Here is an 18,772-nt window from a genome sequence, read left to right as displayed (position 1 = left end):
GGCAGCACCTGGAGGTTCACCCCGCCCTCGCGCAGCTGCGGCAGCCAGCGCTCACGGAAGAACGACGCCCACCGCCGAGGGGGTCTGGCGGTGACGGCCATCAGCAGGTCGTTGTGGGTATCGGCGACCACGGAGTCGCGGTGGAGGTCGGCGGACACGGCGGGCCCTTCTGCGCGTACGGCTCTCGTTCGCCACGACGGTATCGGCACTTCGCCTTTGACGCCTCGCGGAAGACCGCGGGTCAGCGCGCGAACTGGAAGGCGTCCGGGCGCGGGGCCCTGGTGATGCGGCGGTAGGCGGTCGTCGTGCCCGGCCAGTTGTTGGTCACCCGGCCGGCCGCGTTCTTGTACCAGCTCGTGCAGCCCGCCTGCCAGACCATGCGTCCCATGGCCGCCTCCAGGTTCTGCCGCCAGGTGGCCATCGTCTCCGGCCTGACCTCCATCGGCCCGCGCGCGGCCAGCTGCGGCAGGCAGCCCATGATGTACCGGACCTGGCATTCGATCATGAAGACGATCGAGCTGTGGCCGAGGTTGGTGTTGGGGCCGTACAGCAGGAACAGGTTGGGGAAGTGCGGTACGGCGATGCCCAGGTAGGCCTCCGCGCCGTCCTTCCACTCCTCGGCCAGGTGCCGGTCGCCGCGCCCGGTGACCTGGATGGAGGCCAGGAAGCCGGAGGTCTCGAAGCCGGTCGCGTAGACGATCGCGTCCGCCTCGCGGAGTCCGGCGGCGGTCTGCACACCGCCGGGGACGATCCGGGTGATCCGGTCGGTGACGACGTCCACGTTGGGGCGGGTCAGCGCGGGATAGAACTTGCTGTCGGCGACGACCCGCTTGCAGCCGATCGGGTAGTCCGGGGTCAGCTTGGCCCGCAGCAGCGGGTCGGGGACCTGGTCGCGCAGGTGTTCCAGGGCGCGCTTGCGGAGCGGGCCGGAGCTCCAGCCTCCGGACAGGGCCGGGTAGAGGGTGCTCTCCGCGTACCGGTAGATCCACTCGCGGTAGGCGCGCTGCAGGAACGGCACGCGCCGGAAGGCGGTCCTGGCGCCGGGGCCGAAGACGGCGTCCGCCTTGGGGATCACCCAGTTGGGGGTCCGCTGGAAGACGTCCAGGTGATCGGCCACCTCGGCGACCTTCGGGATCAACTGCGCCGCCGAGGACCCGCTGCCGATCACGGCCACCCGCCTGCCGGTCGGATCGAAGGAGTGGTCCCAGCGGGCGGAGTGGAAAGCCACGCCATCAAACGTTGACATTCCCGGAATGTCGGGCAGCTGGGGTCGATTGAGCTGCCCCACCGCCGACACCACCACGTCGAACAGCTCGTCCCCGGCCGCGGTGCGGACCCGCCACTTCCCCAGCGACTCCTCGAAGGTGGCGGCGACGACCGCGGTGTTCAGCCGGAGGCGGGGCCGCACGCCGTACTTGTCGGCGCACCTTTCCAGATAGCCCAGGATCTCCGGCTGCTCGGGAAAGCGGCGTGTCCAGCTGGAGTACTTCTCGAAGGAGAAGGAGTACAGGTGCGAGGGGATGTCGCAGCCCGCCCCCGGATAGGTGTTGTCGCGCCAGGTGCCCCCGACGTTGTCCCCCTTCTCGAAGATCGTGTACGAGCGGATGCCGGCCTTCTCCAGCTGGATGGCCATGCACAGCCCGCCGAATCCGGCACCGATGATCGCGATGTTCGGTCTCACGCGCACGTCCCCCGGTCGGTGTTGGCACGGCAGCGGCTCCCGGTGCCGGCAAGGATCAGGCGCCGGTGGACGTCCCCAAGCTTCGGCTGCCGCCTGCGCCCACGTCTCCCCAACTCCCCATCCCTTCATACGCCAGGAGTGCTGCGAAAAATACTGGAATCCGCCGCCCCTCGATGGGTCAGTATCCACTTACATTAGGCGATCCGTTCGCGCCGGGGAATAGGCCGATAGTCTGCGCGGGTGCCTACGCTTGCCGACATCGTCACAGAGCTGGAAACCCGCTACGACCCACGCTGGGCGGAGTCGTGGGACGCGGTCGGACTCGTCTGCGGAGACCCCTCCGCGGAGGTGCGCAGGGTCCTGTTCGCGGTCGACCCGGTGGCCGCCGTCGCCGACGAGGCCCTCGGCTGGGGCGCCGACCTCATCGTCACCCACCACCCGCTCTACCTGCGCGGCACCACCAGCGTCGCGGCCACCACCTTCAAGGGCCGCCTGATCCACACACTGATCAAGAACGACATCGCGCTCTTCACCGCCCACACCAACGCCGACGTCGCCGACCCCGGCGTCTCCGACGCGCTCGCCCGCGCCGTCGGCCTGACCGGCCCGCTCGTCCCGCTCATGCCCGCGGCCGACGACCCCGGACGCGGCCTGGGCCGGATCGGCTCCCTGCCCGCCACCGTCCCCCTCGCCGAGTTCGCCCGGCGGGCCGCGCGCGGGCTCCCCGCCACGGCGGGCGGCCTGCGGGTCGCCGGGGATCCCGGCCGCCCCGTCCAGCGGATCGCGGTCAGCGGGGGGTCCGGAGACTCCCTGCTCGGGGTGGCCCGCGCCGCCGGGGTCGACGTCTTCCTCACCGCGGACCTGCGCCATCACCCGGCGAGCGAATTCATGGAGGCCGACGGCCCCGCGCTGATCGACGCCGCCCACTGGGCCACCGAGTGGCCATGGCTCGCCGACGCGGCGCACCATCTGGCGTCCGCATCGGCCGCCAGGGGGATTACTGTTGAGACGCGCGTTTCCGAGACGGTCACGGACGCCTGGAAAACAACAGCAAAGTGCGAGGATTTCACGTGAAAGCAGCCCCTGCGGCCCAGAAGCGTCTGCTTGACCTGGCCGAACTCGACTCCGCCCTCGACCGGCTGGCCCACCGCCGCCGCACCCTGCCCGAGCTGGCCCAGATCGACGAGCTCTCCGCTCGCGTCGCCCGCATCGCGACCCAGGTGATCGCCGCCGAGACCGAGTCAGGTGACCTCGCCCGCGAGCAGAGCAAGGCCGAGGCAGACGTCGACTCGGTCCGCATCCGCGCCGAACGCGACCAGAAGCGCCTCGACTCGGGACAGGTCTCCTCGCCGAAGGACCTGGCCAGTCTCCAGTCGGAGATCGCCTCCCTGACGCGCAGGCAGGGCGACCTGGAGGAGGTGGTGCTGGAGATCATGGAGCGCCGCGAGACGGCGGACGCGCAGGTCGCCAAGCTGGTGGCCGAGCGCGACGAGCTCGCGGGTACCCGCGGTGTCGCCGAGGACCGCAGGGACGCGGCCTTCGCCGAGATCGACAAGGAGAAGGAGGAGGTCCAGAGCAAGCGGGCCGGGGTCGAGAAGGACATACCGGCCGATCTGCTCGCCCTCTACGCCAAGCTCAGGGAGCAGTTCGGGGTGGGCGCCGCGATGCTCCAGGGCGGCCGCTGCCTCGGCTGCCGCACCAGCCTGTCCATCGCCGAGATCAACCGCATCAAGGCCGCCTCCCACGACGAGGTCATCCGTTGCGAGGAGTGCCGCCGGATCCTGGTCCGCACCGCGGAGTCCGGCCTGTGACCTTGTACGTCATAGAGGCCGACGGCGGCTCGCGGGGCAACCCCGGGCCGGCCGGCTACGGCGCCGTCGTCAAGGACGCCGCCGACGGCCAGATACTGGTCGAGACCGCCGAGTCGATCGGCACCCAGACCAACAACGTCGCCGAGTACCGCGGGCTCATCGCCGGCCTGACCTCGCTGCTGGCCCTCGCCGGGGACGGTGCGAAGGTCGAGGTCCGGATGGACTCCAAGCTGGTCATCGAGCAGATGGCCGGCCGATGGAAGGTCAAGAACGAGGGCCTGCGCCCGCTGGCCTCACAGGCCGCGGCCCTCGCCAGGCGCCTGAAGGTGACCTGGCGCTGGATCCCGCGTGAGAAGAACAAGGACGCCGACCGCCTGGCCAACGAGGCCATGGACGCCGCGGCCAAGGGCCGCACCTGGACCGCCTCGGCCTCCTCCTCTCCCGCAGGGAGGGCGGTCGGCGCCTCCGGAAGTGGCGCCGCCGCCACGCTCACCGGTGGGGGGCCCGCCGAGGACCTTCTCCTCTTCGAGACCGATGACCTCGGCGCCGGTGTCGTCACCCGGGAGCCTGCGGGGCAGGCGGAACGGACGGCCATGCCCACCGGGCGCGGCACCGGCTGGCGCCCGCCCACCTCGGTCGCGACCTCGCTGTACCTGCTCCGGCACGGTGAGACGCCGCTCTCCGTCGAGCGCAGGTTCTCCGGGCTCGGCGATCCCGAACTCACGCCCAACGGCGTGGCCCAGGGCGAGGCAGTCGCCGCCAGGCTGGCGGGGGAGCCGTACGGCATCCAGGTGATCGTCAGCTCGCCGCTGAAGCGCGCCCGTGCCACCGCGGAGATCATCGCGGCCAGGACCGGTCTTGAGGTCGTCGTCGAGGAGGGGCTCAGGGAGACCGACTTCGGCGACTGGGAGGGCCACACGTTCACCGAGATCCAGCGTCGCTGGCCGGACGAGCTCGCCGCGTGGCTGGCGGACCCGTCCGCCGCGCCGCCGGGTGGGGAGAGTTTCGGGGAGGCGGCGCGGCGGGTCCAGGCGACCGGGGACCTGCTGATCGAGCGCTACGAGGGCAAGACGATCCTCGCCGTCTCGCACGTCACGCCGATCAAGATGCTGCTGCGATTCGCGCTGCTCGCTCCCCTCAACGCGCTGTACCGCATGCATCTCGACCTGTCAGCTCTGTCCCTGATCGAGTACTACGCCGATGGTCCGGCGGTGGTGAAGGCGTTCAACGACACCTCCCACCTGCGCTGAACCGTCGGTCTCGGGTGGCGGTACGGTGCCGGGCCTCCGGCCGACGATCGGGCCCGATGCGGGAGACGGCCAACACTCGTCTCCCGCATCGGTGTGCGCGTCCGCACCGGTGTGATGGCCGTGTCCCATCACACCGGTGCGGATCCCGGCAGCGCGCGGGATCGGCCATCCTCGCTCTCATTGCTTTCCCCTGATGCTCGTCTGTCCTGTCCCGCTTGATTCATATTTCAGCGCAGATGACTTGCCGTTCGGTTGGAGCCCACTTGGGAGCCGTTAGGCTTGGAACACGGCGGACGAGCCGGCCGGGCGGCCGCGTCGGGTCTCTTCGGAGACCCGCCGAGGAAGGTCCGGGCTCCACAGGGCAGGGTGGTCGGTAACGCCGACCCGGGGTGACCCGCGGGACAGTGCCACAGAGAACAGACCGCCTCCTCGCAAGAGGGGGTAAGGGTGAAACGGTGGTGTAAGAGACCACCAGCGCCCACGGTGACGTGGGCGGCTCGGTAAACCCCACCCGGAGCAAGGTCAAGAAGGGGCGCTCTCCGGAGCGTCCCGCGCGCGACGCTTGAGGGCTGCCCGCCCGAGCCGCGCGGGTAGACCGCTTGAGGCCGTCGGCAACGACGGCCCTAGATGGATGGTCGCCTCTTCACGCAAGTGAAGAACAAAACCCGGCCTACAGGCCGACTCGTCCGCCCTTACGGCTTTGACCTGGCGTGGAGCCTCCGTCAGGCAAGATCAGGGCACATTCGCCCGAGAGGTCACGAAGATGTCCGTCGGCCCCGCTCGGTTCACGAGATCAACCCGTTCGGTCGAAACGGATTGGGATTGGTGATGGTCGGATTCGAGGTCGTGGTGGCGAGCGTTGGGGGCGGGCAGCGGGTACCTGATGATCGCGAGGACAGGGGTGCCGACGGCGACGATGGCGCGTTTTCGTCCGTGATGTTTTGCTGTTCGTCGGTAGCGCTCGACCAGGAAGGTGCTGGAGTGGGAGGCGGCCGCGACGATCTCGCCGAGTCGGCGACTGCCCTTGCCGGTGGGTCCGCCTGACCGCGAACGACACCGGCTGAACCATCTGAAGGAAACGTACGTTTGTGGGGCATGAGATTACGAATGAGCCTGCTCGTGGCACTGTTGTCCCTGACTGCGGCCTGCGGAGGAGCGGAATCGGATATGTCGGCGACCCCGGCTGACGACGGGCCGGCGAAGCCGGTTGCATTGTGGGGTGCCGAAGGCGGGTTCGTGACCGCGACCATGAACGTGCTGCGTCCGCCGAGAGTGGTGCTGTACAGCGACGGCCTGGTGATCGTTGACGCGAGCAAGCAGCTGAAGCTCACCGCTGCCGAGACGGGCGAGACGGTCGCGTCGATGGAGACGTACCTGACCGGGCAACCGCCGACCGCGGAGCCCAAGCCGGGTGCGCCGGCGGTGACGGACGTGCCGACCACCATCCTCGGGGTACGGGGGAAGGACGGAAAGATGCTGGAGGTCCGGGCCCCGGCTCTGGACCAGGTCGCGGACTTCTACCCGAGGGAGCTCTCGGAGGCGAAGAAGCTGATGGACGGCTTGGCGACCCGGGCCGCCACCGCGGGCACCGACTACGTCGCCACTCGCGTTCGCATGGTCGCCGAAGGGGCCGCCTCGGCGGAGGGCAAGCCGGCGCCGTGGCCCGCAGGGGTCCCGGAGCCCTCGGGCACGGTGGACCCGATTTGGCACAAGGACATCGAGGGGGCGGCGGTGAGTGCGATCACCAAGGCGGTGCCTGCCGGGCAGGAGTACGGCCGGTCACTCTTCAAGACCAGTTCGGGGGCACTTTTCGTGCTCTCCTGGCGCTACCTGCTGCCTGACGAATAGCGAGGGCTGATGACGGGGCTCACGGTCACCCCGTCAAGTCGTCGGGTGCCCTCTCGTCTCCGGCCAGGGTAACGAGGTTCGGAGAGGACACTGATGGAGTGAGGTGCTTCCGGCGAGGGTGGGACGAGATCCGGGGAGACGAGTACGCGAGTTGGGGGACGCCCACGTGCGGAGCAGGGTGCTTCGCCGCTGCTCCGCGGTCTGCTCTTCTCGGCGGTCAATCCGGGCGGCCGGGCGGTTCCAACATGGGCACGAGGAACTGCCGGGCCACCGCGGCCAGTTGCTCGTCGTCGTCGAGGTCGATGATCTCACTGGGGATCGCCAGGAAGGAGGCGGAGATCCGGACCATCAGTTCGGCCACGAGGTCGGCGTCCAGGTCGCTCGACACGTTGCCCGCGCGTTGCTCGTGGCGGAGCTGGCCCGCGACGAACTGCCGTACGGTGGCGAGGGTTCGGCCCCCGTCGCTGATCATGGAGGGGACGACCAGGTCCGGTTCCGAGGTGATCAGGCCGCCGATCAACGGGTTACGGCGGATGGCGCGCAATGAACTTACAAAGCCGAGAACCGCCCGATCGGCGGCGGTATGAGCTTGTTCGATGTCGATGAGGAACTGGTCGAAATATCGGCGGAACTCTCGGCGTACCACGTGTTCGACCAGCGCGTCCTTCGTGGCGAACCGCCGGTAGACCGTGATCCGCGAAACCCCGGTCCTGCGGGCCACGTCCTCCATGGTCGACCGCCGGATACCCATGCGGCAGAACTGCTCATACGCCGCGTCGAGTATGCGCGCACGGGTCTCGTCTGTGTCGTCGACCTGTTCGACGGCATCGATGTACGCGCGCTCCAGCAGTGACTCCGAGTCCGACGGCGCCATGAGCCCGGACAGTGCAGATTCCACGATCACCTCCTGTGCTTGATTCTGCCTCAATCCCTGACAATCGCTGTCACGGTCTTGTGATGTCCGACACTGTGTGCTGTATTGGTGATACTCGGATTCATCTTATGTTTCATCGTATCAGCAATGCTCTCGGCCTCACGAGGAGAAGGGACGAAGGCATGGACAAACTCAGCAGGCGCGACATGCTCCGGGCGGGAGGGACGTTGGGCGCATTCGGTGCGCTGACCGTCGCGACCCCCGCGCAGGCGCGCGTGTGGACGTGGTCGCCCAGTGGCTCGGTGGTGGGCACAGGGGCAGGCCTCGACCCGCGGTGGGTATGGGACCCGGAGGCCGACACGCTGGTCGCCTCGCTGATCGACCGGGGCGAGGTGCCCAGGGTCAACACTCTGCTGCGGACCTGGACCAAGAACGGTCAGCCGTTGCCGGCCGGACTGCCGGCGGACCTAAAGGCCTTCATGGAGAAGGCCCGTCAGCTGCCGGCCTGGGCCGACAGAGGCAAGATCGCCGCCGCGGCCGACTTCAACAACAGGCGGGGGCTCTACACCGGCGTGCTGTACGGCTTCGCCAGCGGCATGATGAGCACGGTCATCCCCAAGGAGGCGCGGGCGGTCTACTACTCGCAGGGTGGTGCGGACATGCAGGACCGCATCTCCAAGACCGCCAAGCTCGGGTATGACATCGGGACTCGGAACGCCTACGACGCCGACGGCGAAATGATCGTGACCTGCGTCAAGACCCGGCTGGCGCATGCGGCCGTGCGCCATCTGCTGCCGAAGTCCTCGCACTGGCAGAGGGCCGCCGACGAGGAGATTCCGATCAGCCAGGCGGACATGATGGTCACCTGGCACAGCCTGCCCACGACCGTCATGAAGAACCTGGTCGCGTGGAAGGTGCCGATGCCCGCCGCCGACTCCGCGGCCTTCCTGCACACCTGGCAGCTGGCCGCGTACATGCTCGGCATCAAGGAGGAGTACATCCCCGCCTCGTGGGCCGAGGCCAACTCCCAGGCCAAACAGGTCCTGGACCCGGTGCTGGCCCCGACGCCCGAGGGCATCAAGCTGGCCAACATTCTCCTGGAGCTCGGCGCCGCGATCGATGCCGGCCTCCTCACCAAGCGCGTACTCGGCTCGTTGACGCGCTTCATGCTCGGCGACGAGATCGCCGGGTGGCTGAGTATCCCCAGGTATCCGCTCTGGGACGGGCTCCTCAACACGTTCTGGGGACCCTTCATCGCCGTCCGCGAAGGCGTGCTCAAGGTGTTCCCGGGGGCGGACAGCACCTACTGGCTCTTCGATGAGCTCCTTCGCAAGGTGCTCCTGGCCTACCTGTCCGGAGCGCAGAAGATCAACATCGAGATTCCGCTGACCAACAACCCGAACTACCCGAACTCCTGAGCCGGACCCTCGGCCCGGAAGCGGAGGAAAGCCCCCGGCCTGGCCTGCTTTCCGTAGGCCAGGACAGTGCTGCGAATTCTCGGGCCCGGAATCCAGCAGAGTCCGGGCCCGGACCTTCCGCCCCGCCCGTTCGAGCCACCTGTGCGGGCGGCCACGGTCTCCCGCGTTGACCAGTGCCCCGGTCATATCTGGTTGCGAATATCCGAAACGGGTCCTAACACGTCTGAACACTCATGACCGGTGGAGTGCTACGAGCGGTTGCCGCCGGGTTGAGAAACGGGCTTCCTGGTCATCGATCCGGGGAGTCGGTCGGTTCCGAAATGGGCATCAGGAAATGCCGGGTCATCCTGGCCGACGGCTCTTCATCATAAATTGTGACAAGCTCGCGAATCACCTGGAACCAACGGGCTTGTTCGATATCGATGGGAAACCGGCCGAAGTCGCGAAGCGATCAGCTGTTTCTCCGGATGTTTCCTGATCGGCGTACACCCTTGTTGAGATACAAGTAAACCTGATATGTATCATCGTATCATCAGCGTGCGGAACTCAGGAGGAGTCCGGCATGGCAGAGCTGAGCAGGCGCAAGATGCTGATCTCGGGTGGAGCCCTGGGGGCGCTCGGAGCGCTGGGGGTGGCGTTCCCCGCTCGGGCGACGCCCTGGACCTGGGCGTCGAGCGGTTCGATCGCGGGTGCCGGCGCCGGCACCGATCCGCGGTGGATATGGGACGAGGAGGCCGACCCGCTGGTCGCCTCGCTGATCGACCGAGGCGCCGTCCCCGAGGTCAACCGCCTGCTGTGGAATTGGACCCGTAACGACCAGCCCCTGCCCGCGGGGCTGCCGGCGGACCTGCGGGACTTCATGGAGAGAGCCCGCCAACTGCCGTCATGGGCGAACCAGGGCAAGCTGAACACCGCGGCCGAGTTCAACAAGTCCAGAGGGCTGTACCTCAATCTGCTCAACGGCGTGGGTGGCGGCATGCTGAGCACCGCCATTCCCAAGGAGGCCCTCTCGGTCTACTACTCCAAGGGGGGCGCGGACATGGAGGACCGCGTCGCCAAGACGAGCATCCTGGGATTCGCCGTCGGCGCCCTGAACGCGTACCGGCCCGATGGCTCCTGCGTGGTCGAGGCGGTGAAGACCCGGCTGGTGCACGCGGCGGTACGACACCTGCTGCAGCAGTCCCCCCACTGGACCGGCGACATCCCGATCAGCCAGGAGGACATGCTGGTCACCTGGCACACCCTGCCGACCTTCGCCATGCGCAAGATGCTCGAATGGAAGGTCCCGATCAGCGCCGCCCACTCCGAGGCGTACCTGCATGTGTGGCAGGTGACCGCGCACATGCTCGGCATCAAGGACGAGTACATCCCCGCCACCTGGGCCGCGGCCAACGCTCAGTCGGACCAGATCCTGCCCCGGAACATGGGGCCGACGCCCGAGGGCGTGGAGCTGACCGACATCCTGCTGGGCCAGCTCGCCGAGCAGACCAGTCCCGCCAGCCTCAGCCGGCCGCTGTGCAACGCGCTCGCCCGGTACCTGGTCGGCGACCAGGTGGCCGACTGGGACGGCATCAAACGCGAGCCGGTGTGGGACCTGCTGATCCCCACCATCTGGCCGAAACTGGTGAGATTCCGCGAGGGCCTCATTCCGCTGCCGCTGGTACCCGAGACCGCCTGGGTCCTCGACGAAGCCGTGCGGAAGTACATCCTGTTCTATCTCACCAAGGCCAAGGAGACCAAGATCGAGATCCCCACGACCAACCGTCCGGGTCTGAGCTGAATGATGATGGGATCGAATGGCGGCGGGCCGGACGAGGGCATCGGGCGGCGCCGGTTCCTCGGGTACGTGGTGGCGGCTCCGACCCTGGTGGTCGCCACCGAACTCAACCTGACGCCGACGTCCGACGTCGGGCTGCCCTCACCGGAGCTCACGGAACTGCTCGACCTCAACGACTTGATGACCGCGGCGGCGCTGCCGACTTCGGGCCTGATCTCGGTCGAGGTCAACCGGGACGGCACGGTGTCGTTCGCGTTGCCGCGGGCCGAGGTGGGGCAGGGCATCACCACCTCGACGGCCATGCTGATCGCCGAGGAGATGGCCGTGCCGCTGGAACGGGTGCGTGTCACACTGGCCGACGCCCGGCCGGAGCTGGTGTTCAACCAGCTCACCGGCGGGTCGAACACCACCATCGCCACCTACACCCCGATCCGGGTCGCCGCCGCCATCGCCCGGAACCGGTTGCTGGCGACCGCGGCGACCGAACTCGGTTCCGCGGTCACCGACCTGACGCTGAAGGCCGGGGTGATCACCAATCGCTCCGGCCGCGGCGTCGACATCGGTGCGCTCGCCGAGAAGGCCGCGAGCACACGTACCCAGCAGGTGTCGGTGCAGCTCACCTCACGCGAGAACTTCACCGTCATCGGCAGACCGCACAACCGGATCGACGCGCTGGACGCGGTGACCGGGCGCAAGAAGTTCGCGATGGACCTCGACGTCCCGGACGCGAAGCCGACGATGGTGTGCCGTCCGCCGACCATCAACGGCAAAGTCGGCTCGGTGGCCAACCTCGCCGAGGTCCGCGCCATGCCGGGCGTCACCGATGTCGTGACGATCTCCACCGGGGTGGCGGTGCGCGCCAGAACCTTCGGCCAGTGCATCGACGCCGTACGCGCCCTGCGGGTCTCCTGGAAATCCGGTACCGCGGAAGGAGCGTCCGACCAGACCGTACTCCGGAAACTGGAGGCCGCAGAGCTACCGCTCGGGCTCAAGCCGCTGACTCCGACCGTCGAAGGCAAGTTCACCTTCTACTTCCGCAGCAACAGCGCGCTGGAACCCAACTGTGCGATCGCCGACGTGCGGGCCGGCCGCGCCGAGATCTGGTCGGCGTTGAAATCGCCGCTCACCGCCAAGCAGACCATCGCCGCCAAGCTGGGGCTGCCGGTCGGCAGCGTTACCGTACACGTCACCGAAGGCGGTGGTTCCTTCGGGCGCAAGCTGTTCTTCGACGCCGCACTGGAAGCCGCCGAGGTGTCCCAGAAGATCGGCAAACCCGTCAAGCTCATGTGGCACCGTGCCGACGACTCCCGCCAGGGCCGTACCCACCCGATGGCCACCTCGCGGGTACGCGCCGCCTACCTCGGCAACACCGTGCTGAGCTACAAGCAGCGGCACACCAGCGTCTCCACGGACCTCGGCCACGGACTCGGTGAGATCATCACCGCCATGGCCGCGAGGCTTCCGGTGGGCGACATCGGCTTCTCCCAGACGTTCTTCCATCTCAGTCAGGCGATGTCCTACAATTTCGGCGCCAGCAGCCAGTTGCTCAACGAAACCGACAAGAGCTTCAACACCGGCAGCATGCGCAACGTCTACTCACCCGACGTCACCTGTGCCCGGGAGCTCATCGTCGACCAGCTCGCCGCGAAGATGGGCAAGGACCCCTACCGGTTCCGGCACGACTTTCTCCGCGATGACCGCTCCCGGGCGGTGCTGGCGAAGGTGGCCGAGGTCGGCGCCTGGGGGCGGTCGATGCAGGCCGGCACCGCGCAGGGCATCGCGTTCCACGCCGAGTACAAGGCCGTCAGCGCCGTGCTGGTGGAGATCGACTGCCGGCCGGAAACCGTCAACCGTCCCATCCGCGACGGCGTGGCCGGACCGCGCGTCACCAAGGTGGTGATCGCGGTGGACGTCGGCCTCGCCGTCAACCCGCGAGGTCTGGAAGCGCAGATGATGGGCTGCGCCATGGACGGCATCGCGCTGGCCCTGACCTCCAGCCTGCACCTGCGCGACGGGTACTTCCTCGAAGCGAGCTGGGACAACTACTTCTACACCCGGCAGTGGAACACCCCGCCCGAACTCCGGATCATCGTCATGCCCAGCACCTCCGAGGAGCCCGGCGGCGCCGGGGAGCTGGGCGTCGCCGCGTCGCTGGCCGCGGTCGCCTGCGCGTACGGCCGCGCGACCGGAACGATGCCCACCAGCTTCCCGATCAACCACGGCACGCTCTCCTTCACTCCCAAACCGACCGTCCCCCCCATTCCCCCATCCCCGACCGACGGCCTGAACCACGCCCGCTGAAACAAGGAGATCTGAGTGCCTCAGCACACTTTCCGCGTCAACGGTGAGCAGGTCACCGTTGACGTCGACGGCGACGTGCGCCTGCTGTGGGTGCTGCGCGACATTCTCGGCATCACCGGGCCGAAGTACGGCTGCGGCATCAACGTCTGCAAAGCGTGCACCAGCCACATCAACGGCAAAGCGGTCAACCCCTGCGCGATCCCCGTCGCGGACCTCCAGCCGACCGACGAGGTCACGACCATCGAAGGGCTTCCCGCCACGGTCGGCAAGGACCTGCACCCCATGCAGCAGGCGTGGCTCGACCGCGACGTCGCCCAGTGCGGCTACTGCCAGCCCGGCCAGATCATGGCCGCTGTGGCACTGGTCCGCCGCGCCAAGGCCGAAGGCCGCGGAATCACCGACGCCGACCTCGACGGCCTCCGCAACATCTGCCGCTGCGGCACCTACTCCCGTATCCGCGAAGCCATCAAGGCCGGAGCCGAGAACATGTGAGGAGGGACCCCGGGCACGGCTGTACGTCCGGGAGTTCTTCCACGCCACGCCCGCCGACCTGCCCTGCAGCGTGTCGACGCGACCGGCGGCCGTCGGCGGGCGCGCAGCGAACATCGACGGAGATGAGCGGAAAGCCGAGGAGAACCGCCGCGTCATCGATGAGACCCTGGCCGACCACGATCGAGCCGGCTGACCCCACCGGGATCGGCGCTCTCCCCGGCCACGCCGCCGCCTCCGAGCCCGCGAGGAGTCGGACCTTGAGCGCGTTGTGATCAGACGCGGTTCCACCGTTGGTTGGCGGCGCCGTTGCACGACCAGATCTGGGTCTTGGCCCCGTTGGCCGTGGAGTTGCCGACGACGTCCAGGCACTTGTTCGCGCCGACGGCGGTGATGCTCCCGTCGGTGTTGAGGCGCCACTTCTGGTTGTTCTGGCCGTTGCAGTCCCAGATGATGACGGTGGTGCCGTCGGCGGTGCCGGCGTTGTTGACGTCCAGGCACTTGTTGCCGTAGACCCGCAGCTCACCGGCGGCCGTGGAGGTCCACTGCTGGTTGCTCTGGCCGTTGCAGTCCCAGATCCCCACCTGGGTCCCGTTGGTCTGGGAGACGCCGGTCACGTCGAGGCATCTGCCCGAACCCGCCCCCTGGATCCGGGTCGTGGACGGGGAGGGCGTGCCGCCACTGACCCGGAACACGACGGTGCCGTGGGCCGGAACGCTGGCCGAGATGGCGCCGGTGGTCGAGGTGACGGCGTTCGTCCAGGCGTCACGCAGGTTGAAGGAGTTGCCGGACAGGCCGATCGCGGAGGCGGTGGTGCTGATCGTGGTGGTGCTGCCGCCCTGGTTGAACAGCGCGACCGCGACGTCACCGTTGCTCAGCCGCTTTGCCAGGACGCGGCGGGTGCCGTCGTTACTGACCTGGGTGGCCTGAAGGCCGAGAGTGTCCTGGTTGATGGCGATCAGGTGCTGGTTCTTCATGATCGTCGCGGTCGCGTTGTCCATGTTGCGGACGTCGTTACCGGCGATGAGGGGCGCGGCCATGATCGCCCACAGGGCGAAGTGGCTGCGCATCTCGGTGTCGTTCATGCCGCCCCGGCCGACCACCATCATGTCCGGGTCGTTGAACTGCCCCGGCCCGGCGTAGCCGGCGAGGGGGACGTTGACGTTGACGATGTTCTGGATGCCCATCGGGTAGCCGTTGGTCTGACCCGTGTTCCAGGCGTTGGTGATGTCCTCGGTCGTGCGCCAGATGTTGGCGACGTCGCCCCAGTTGCGCTGCGGCCCGGTCTTGGAGTGGATGCTGTTGGAGTTGATGCTGTAGAGGATCGGCCGCCCGGTCGCGGCCAGGGCGTCCCGCATCTTCGCGAAGGTGCGCACCTGGTCGTCGATGGTGCCGGTGGGTGAGCACCAGTCGTACTTGAGATAGTCGACGCCCCAGGCGGCGAACTGCCGGGCGTCCTGGACCTCGTGGTTGAGGCTGCCGGTCGCGCCCGGGTAGGAATTGAAGTACTGGGCGCAGGTCTTGTCGAGGGGGGCCTGGTAGAGGCCGAACTTCAGCCCTCTGGCGTGCAGGTAGTCACCCAGCGCCTTCATCCCGCTGGGGAACCGCGACGGGTTAGCCTGGAGGTTTCCGGCCGAGTCGCGGTTGGGGTCGAACCAGCAGTCGTCGACGACGACGTACTGGTAGCCCAGGTCGCGCATGCCGTTGCTGACCAGGGCGTCGGCTGTCTGCCGGATCAGTGTCTCGTTGATGTTGCAGCCGAAGGTGTTCCAGGTGTTCCACCCCATCGGCGGGGTACGGCCCACGCCGTTGTTCAACGCCTGCGCCGGGGTGGCCGAGATGATCGCTACGGCTCCCGTCGCCAGGGTCAGCATCATGGTGACGGCGGGGACCAGTAACGCGCGTAGTCGGTTCCTGCTCATTGACATCGCTCCTCAGCGGATGGGAAATCGATGATCGGGTCCCATGGCGCGGGCTGACGCTCCGCGCCATGGGGCACTGTCGCTACTCGGTCGAGATGGGCCGCACGGTCACGTGGCGCAGGTGGCCGCCGGGGTGGCCGCTGTGCCGTTGCTGAGAAAGCCGAAGGTCGTGCTCGCGCCGGCGCCGAGCGAGCCGTTCCACGTCTCGTTGCGTACCGTCACGTTCGAGCCGGAGCCGGAGCGGACGCCTCCCCAGACCTGGGTGATGGTCTGCGAGCCGGGCCAGGTCCAGTTGACGGTCCAGCCGTTGATCGCGGAGTTGCCCGCGAGCACGGTGACCTCACCCTGGAAGCCGCCCTGCCACGAATTGGTCACCCGGATGGTCGCGGCGCACGCTCCCGAAGGCGACGGGCTCAGAGTCGGTGACGGGCTGGGAGACGGACTCGGGTCGGATGACTGGAACTGGCTGAAGAATCTCCAGGTCTCTCCCGGCAGCCATGTCCTGGAACCGCTGTCGCCGGGTGCCCCGTCCTGCGGGGCGGCGATGTGCCCCTCGTCGAAGGCGGCCCAGACGACGGGGCGGTCGGCGCAGCCGGAATAGGTGGTGCTGCGGTGGGTGAGGCTGCCCTGGCCGGGCTCGGGCGGGTTCTGGGCGGTGCAGCCGTTGTTGCGGACGAATCGGTCGCGCATCGTGCGTCCGCCGGAGATGTTCAGCACGCCGTCTCGCAGGCCGTGGGCTCCGAAGTAGGCGATGGGCTGGGTGCCGCCGCTGCATCCGCTGAGTTGGCCGCCGGAGTAGACCGCGACGGCGCGGAAGGTGGTGGCTCTGGCGCAGGCGAGGGCGTAGCTCATGGCGCCGCCGTAGCTGAAGCCGAGGGCGAAACGCTGCGTCGTCTCGACGCAGAGGTCGGCCTCGATCCGCCGGATCATGTCGTCGACGAAGGTGACGTCCTCGCCGCCGCTGTTGGCCCAGCCGTTGTTGAAGCCCTGGGGTGCGACGAAGATCGCACTTTCGCCGGCCAGTCGCTGGAGCCCGTAGTAGGACCAGACGTCGCGCTGCACGGTCTGGCCGGTGGCGACGTCGGTGGCGGTGCCGCCCAGCCAGTGGAAGCCGAAGATGAGCCGGTAGGGTCGCCGGTTGTCGTAGCCGGCGGGGATTCTCAGGATGTAGTTGCGGGTCTTGCCGCTGCTCTGGATCGTGTTGGTGCCGTTCTGAAGGGTCGGCGTCCTGCCGCATCCGGCGGTCGCGGCGAGGGTGCTGCTCGACGTGCTCGCGCCCGCGCTGTGGCTTATCGCCACGGTGCCCACGGAGAGGACGAGAAGTGCCGCGGCCGTGATGGCTGTGAGCACGGATCTGTGCCTGGACATGAGGTGACTCCTTTCTGTGTGGATTACTGGAAGGAGGCGTCGTCGATGTAGAGGCCGTCGGTTCCGGCGGATGTCTCGACGTAGAAGGAGGCGTTGGTCAGGGTGCCGGTCCACGAGACGGTCGCGGTGCCGGTCAGCTGGGTCCAGCCGTTGGTGTTCACCGTTTGCGCCGGGGTGAGCTGGAGGTAGTTCGTCGTGCCGTTGGCCGTGTAGGCCAGGGTCGCCTTCGCGCTGGGGGTGCCGCTCTGTGAGCGCACCCAGACGCTCGTGGTGTAGCTCTTGCCGTTGGTGAGCTGTGCGGTCACGTTCTGGTTGGGGCCCTGCCAGGCCGAGGTGCGTCCGGAGTTGAGCAGGGAGCGGCTGCCGGCGTAGGCGACGTTCGTGGCGGAGGACAGGGTGCCGCCGGAGGTGGTCCACCCGGTCGTGCCGTTCTCCATGGTGCCGTTGGTCAGCAGGTTCCCGCCGCTGCCGCCGCTCGGGGTGAACTGCCACCAGTTGAGGTTGAGCAGGTAGCCGCTGCCGCCGGTGAAGCGGAGATACAGGTCACGGGTCCCGCTGGCTCCGCTGACGGGGCAGGTGACGGTGGTCCAGTTCTGCCACCCGCCGGTCCCCGGGACCGCGCAGGTGCCGACCAGGGGGCCGGTGGCGCTGCCTAGGCGGAGTTCGATGCTGCCGCCGCTCGACCCCGAGGCCACCCGGGCGGTGAAGGACGACGCCCCGGTGCCGAAGCCGACGCCCTTGACCTTGATGTTGTCGCCGTTCTCGATGAAGCCGACGTTCATGCCGCCCTCGGTGGAGGGCTCGGTCTCGACGCCGGTCGCCCAGGCGATGGTCTCGGCCTCCTGGCGTACGAACGGGTTCAGCGTTCCCAGTTGCGGGGGGCCGGCGGTGGTCATGTTGATGGTGGGGAAGGCGCCGTCGGCGTTGTAGGTGAATTTCTCCACGGCCACCGACCTGGTGAAACCGCCGCCGCCCGGCAGGGCGCCGTTGTGGTAGAAGAAGTACGACCCGCCGTTGAAGTCGACGATTCCGGCGTGGTTGGTGAAACTGCCGCCCTGGCGGGGCATGATCGTCCCCCGGTAGGTCCACGGCCCGGTGGCGCTGGGAGCCGTCGAGTAGGCGATGAACTCCGAGCAGCACTCCGCGGCGAACACGTTGTAGTAGAGGCCGTTGCGTTTGAAGACCCAGGGCCCCTCTTCATAGAGGGTGGGACGGCTCGTGTTGCCGCCGCGCGCGCCGAATCCCGCGGCGGTCAGCGGGATCTGGGTCGGGCTGCCGGAGAAGGAGATCATGTCGGTGTTCAGCCGGACGTACCAGAGGTTGGGGTTGCCCCAGTACAGGTAGGCCTGACCGTTGTCGTCGATGAAGACCGTGGGGTCGATCTCGCCGTTCCGCACCAGTGGACGTCCGATGGCGTCGCGGAACGGCCCGGTCGGGCTGTCGGCGACCGCGACGCCGATGGCCATCGAACCGGAGGCGCGGTCCCGGACCGGCACGTACCAGTAGAACCTGCCGTTGCGATAGGCGACCTGGCCCGCCCAGGCGTTGGCGTCGGCCCAGGCGAAGGTGGCCAGGTTCATCGGGGAGCCGTGGTCGGTCCAGTTCGCCATGTCCGACGACGAGTACACCCGCCACTCGCGCATGGTGAAGTACGTCGAGCCGTCCTCGTCGTGACCGGTGTAGAGGTAGACGCGGCCGTTGTGGACGAGCGGTGCCGGGTCGGCGGTGTAGACGGTCTGGACGATCGGGTTGTCGGCCCTGGCCGACAACGGGAACAGCATTGCCGTTAGAAGCAGGCCCACGGTGCACAGGACCGTGCGCAGAGCAGGTCTCATCTGTTGTCTCCTTCAGAGACGTGATGACGGGGGCATGGGCCCGAGGCGGTGGGCGCTCCCTGCCCTCGCGCCCGGGACCGGTTCAAAGGGTGACCCGGGCGGGGGGGGGGGGCGCCCCGCCCGCCCCCGTGGGTGGAACCCCCCAGCCTCGCGCGATTGGGACAAACCCCGGGGCACAACGGCTCGAACAACCCCCAC

General features: G+C 68.3%; 13 protein-coding genes and 1 other RNA gene. 9 read left to right on the top strand and 5 right to left on the bottom strand.

What is annotated here, in order from left to right; genetic code table 11:
• Positions 1–241: 241 nt before the first annotated feature.
• On the bottom strand, positions 242–1,681 hold the full coding sequence (locus tag AB0J58_RS40900; RefSeq protein ID WP_364226287.1) for an NAD(P)/FAD-dependent oxidoreductase: 1,440 nt from the start codon (positions 1,679–1,681) through the stop codon (positions 242–244).
• Positions 1,682–1,921: 240 nt separating this feature from the next.
• Between AB0J58_RS40900 and AB0J58_RS40895 the strand changes: the two genes are divergently transcribed.
• From AB0J58_RS40895 to AB0J58_RS40875, 5 genes are all read left to right on the top strand, one after another.
• Positions 1,922–2,755 carry a Nif3-like dinuclear metal center hexameric protein gene (locus AB0J58_RS40895; protein ID WP_364226284.1) on the top strand — a complete coding sequence of 278 codons (834 nt, stop codon included), beginning with the start codon at positions 1,922–1,924 and terminating at the stop codon, positions 2,753–2,755.
• Positions 2,752–3,492 (top strand): C4-type zinc ribbon domain-containing protein, encoded by a 741-nt coding sequence (locus tag AB0J58_RS40890; RefSeq protein ID WP_364226281.1) that lies wholly within the window; start codon positions 2,752–2,754, stop codon positions 3,490–3,492. The genes AB0J58_RS40895 and AB0J58_RS40890 overlap by 4 nt, the downstream gene beginning before the upstream one ends.
• On the top strand, positions 3,489–4,742 hold the full coding sequence (locus tag AB0J58_RS40885; protein WP_364226279.1) for a bifunctional RNase H/acid phosphatase: 1,254 nt from the start codon (positions 3,489–3,491) through the stop codon (positions 4,740–4,742). The genes AB0J58_RS40890 and AB0J58_RS40885 overlap by 4 nt, the downstream gene beginning before the upstream one ends.
• Positions 4,743–5,036: 294 nt before the next feature.
• Positions 5,037–5,431: RNase P RNA component class A (rnpB, locus tag AB0J58_RS40880), an RNA gene on the top strand.
• A 547-nt stretch (positions 5,432–5,978) separates the two neighbouring features.
• Positions 5,979–6,590 carry a hypothetical protein gene (locus AB0J58_RS40875; protein ID WP_364226276.1) on the top strand — a complete coding sequence of 204 codons (612 nt, stop codon included), beginning with the start codon at positions 5,979–5,981 and terminating at the stop codon, positions 6,588–6,590.
• Positions 6,591–6,807: 217 nt separating this feature from the next.
• Here the strand turns inward: AB0J58_RS40875 and AB0J58_RS40870 are convergent, their stop codons facing one another.
• Positions 6,808–7,464 carry a helix-turn-helix domain-containing protein gene (locus AB0J58_RS40870; protein WP_364226289.1) on the bottom strand — a complete coding sequence of 219 codons (657 nt, stop codon included), beginning with the start codon at positions 7,462–7,464 and terminating at the stop codon, positions 6,808–6,810.
• A 182-nt stretch (positions 7,465–7,646) separates the two neighbouring features.
• Between AB0J58_RS40870 and AB0J58_RS40865 the strand changes: the two genes are divergently transcribed.
• The 4 genes from AB0J58_RS40865 (at position 7,647) to AB0J58_RS40850 (ending at position 13,452) form a co-directional block, all read left to right on the top strand.
• Positions 7,647–8,882, top strand: a complete 1,236-nt coding sequence (locus AB0J58_RS40865) for an oxygenase MpaB family protein (protein ID WP_364226273.1) — start codon at positions 7,647–7,649, stop codon at positions 8,880–8,882.
• 562 nt (positions 8,883–9,444) lie between these two features.
• On the top strand, positions 9,445–10,662 hold the full coding sequence (locus AB0J58_RS40860) for an oxygenase MpaB family protein (RefSeq protein WP_364226270.1): 1,218 nt from the start codon (positions 9,445–9,447) through the stop codon (positions 10,660–10,662).
• Complete coding sequence (locus AB0J58_RS40855) at positions 10,663–12,960, top strand: molybdopterin cofactor-binding domain-containing protein (protein WP_364226268.1); 2,298 nt, start codon at positions 10,663–10,665, stop codon at positions 12,958–12,960.
• A 15-nt stretch (positions 12,961–12,975) separates the two neighbouring features.
• Positions 12,976–13,452, top strand: coding sequence for a (2Fe-2S)-binding protein (locus AB0J58_RS40850; protein WP_364226265.1), 477 nt, complete (start codon positions 12,976–12,978; stop codon positions 13,450–13,452).
• A 272-nt stretch (positions 13,453–13,724) separates the two neighbouring features.
• On the opposite strand, the gene AB0J58_RS40845 is transcribed toward AB0J58_RS40850, so the two are convergent.
• The 3 genes from AB0J58_RS40845 to AB0J58_RS40835 all read right to left on the bottom strand — a co-directional run bounded on the left by AB0J58_RS40845 (position 13,725) and on the right by AB0J58_RS40835 (position 18,574).
• Entirely contained in the window at positions 13,725–15,371 is a 1,647-nt protein-coding gene (locus tag AB0J58_RS40845) for a lectin (protein WP_364226263.1), read from the bottom strand.
• 108 nt (positions 15,372–15,479) lie between these two features.
• Complete coding sequence (locus AB0J58_RS40840; RefSeq protein ID WP_364226260.1) at positions 15,480–16,739, bottom strand: cellulose binding domain-containing protein; 1,260 nt, start codon at positions 16,737–16,739, stop codon at positions 15,480–15,482.
• Positions 16,740–16,762: 23 nt separating this feature from the next.
• Complete coding sequence (locus AB0J58_RS40835) at positions 16,763–18,574, bottom strand: family 43 glycosylhydrolase (protein ID WP_364226257.1); 1,812 nt, start codon at positions 18,572–18,574, stop codon at positions 16,763–16,765.
• Between the last annotated feature and the right edge of the window lie 198 nt (positions 18,575–18,772).

Source organism: Streptosporangium sp. NPDC049644 (genome assembly GCF_040675205.1).
GTDB lineage: Bacteria > Actinomycetota > Actinomycetes > Streptosporangiales > Streptosporangiaceae > Streptosporangium > Streptosporangium fukuiense.
This window is presented reverse-complemented; position numbering and strand designations above follow the sequence as displayed.

Coding starts and splice junctions, on each gene's coding strand:
- AB0J58_RS40870 (WP_364226289.1), bottom strand. CDS start 7,464: ATGGCGCCGTCGGACTCGGAGTCACTGCTGGAGCGCGCGTACATCGAT.
- AB0J58_RS40865 (WP_364226273.1), top strand. CDS start 7,647: ATGGACAAACTCAGCAGGCGCGACATGCTCCGGGCGGGAGGGACGTTG.
- AB0J58_RS40860 (WP_364226270.1), top strand. CDS start 9,445: ATGGCAGAGCTGAGCAGGCGCAAGATGCTGATCTCGGGTGGAGCCCTG.
- AB0J58_RS40855 (WP_364226268.1), top strand. CDS start 10,663: ATGATGATGGGATCGAATGGCGGCGGGCCGGACGAGGGCATCGGGCGG.
- AB0J58_RS40845 (WP_364226263.1), bottom strand. CDS start 15,371: ATGAGCAGGAACCGACTACGCGCGTTACTGGTCCCCGCCGTCACCATG.
- AB0J58_RS40840 (WP_364226260.1), bottom strand. CDS start 16,739: ATGTCCAGGCACAGATCCGTGCTCACAGCCATCACGGCCGCGGCACTT.
- AB0J58_RS40835 (WP_364226257.1), bottom strand. CDS start 18,574: ATGAGACCTGCTCTGCGCACGGTCCTGTGCACCGTGGGCCTGCTTCTA.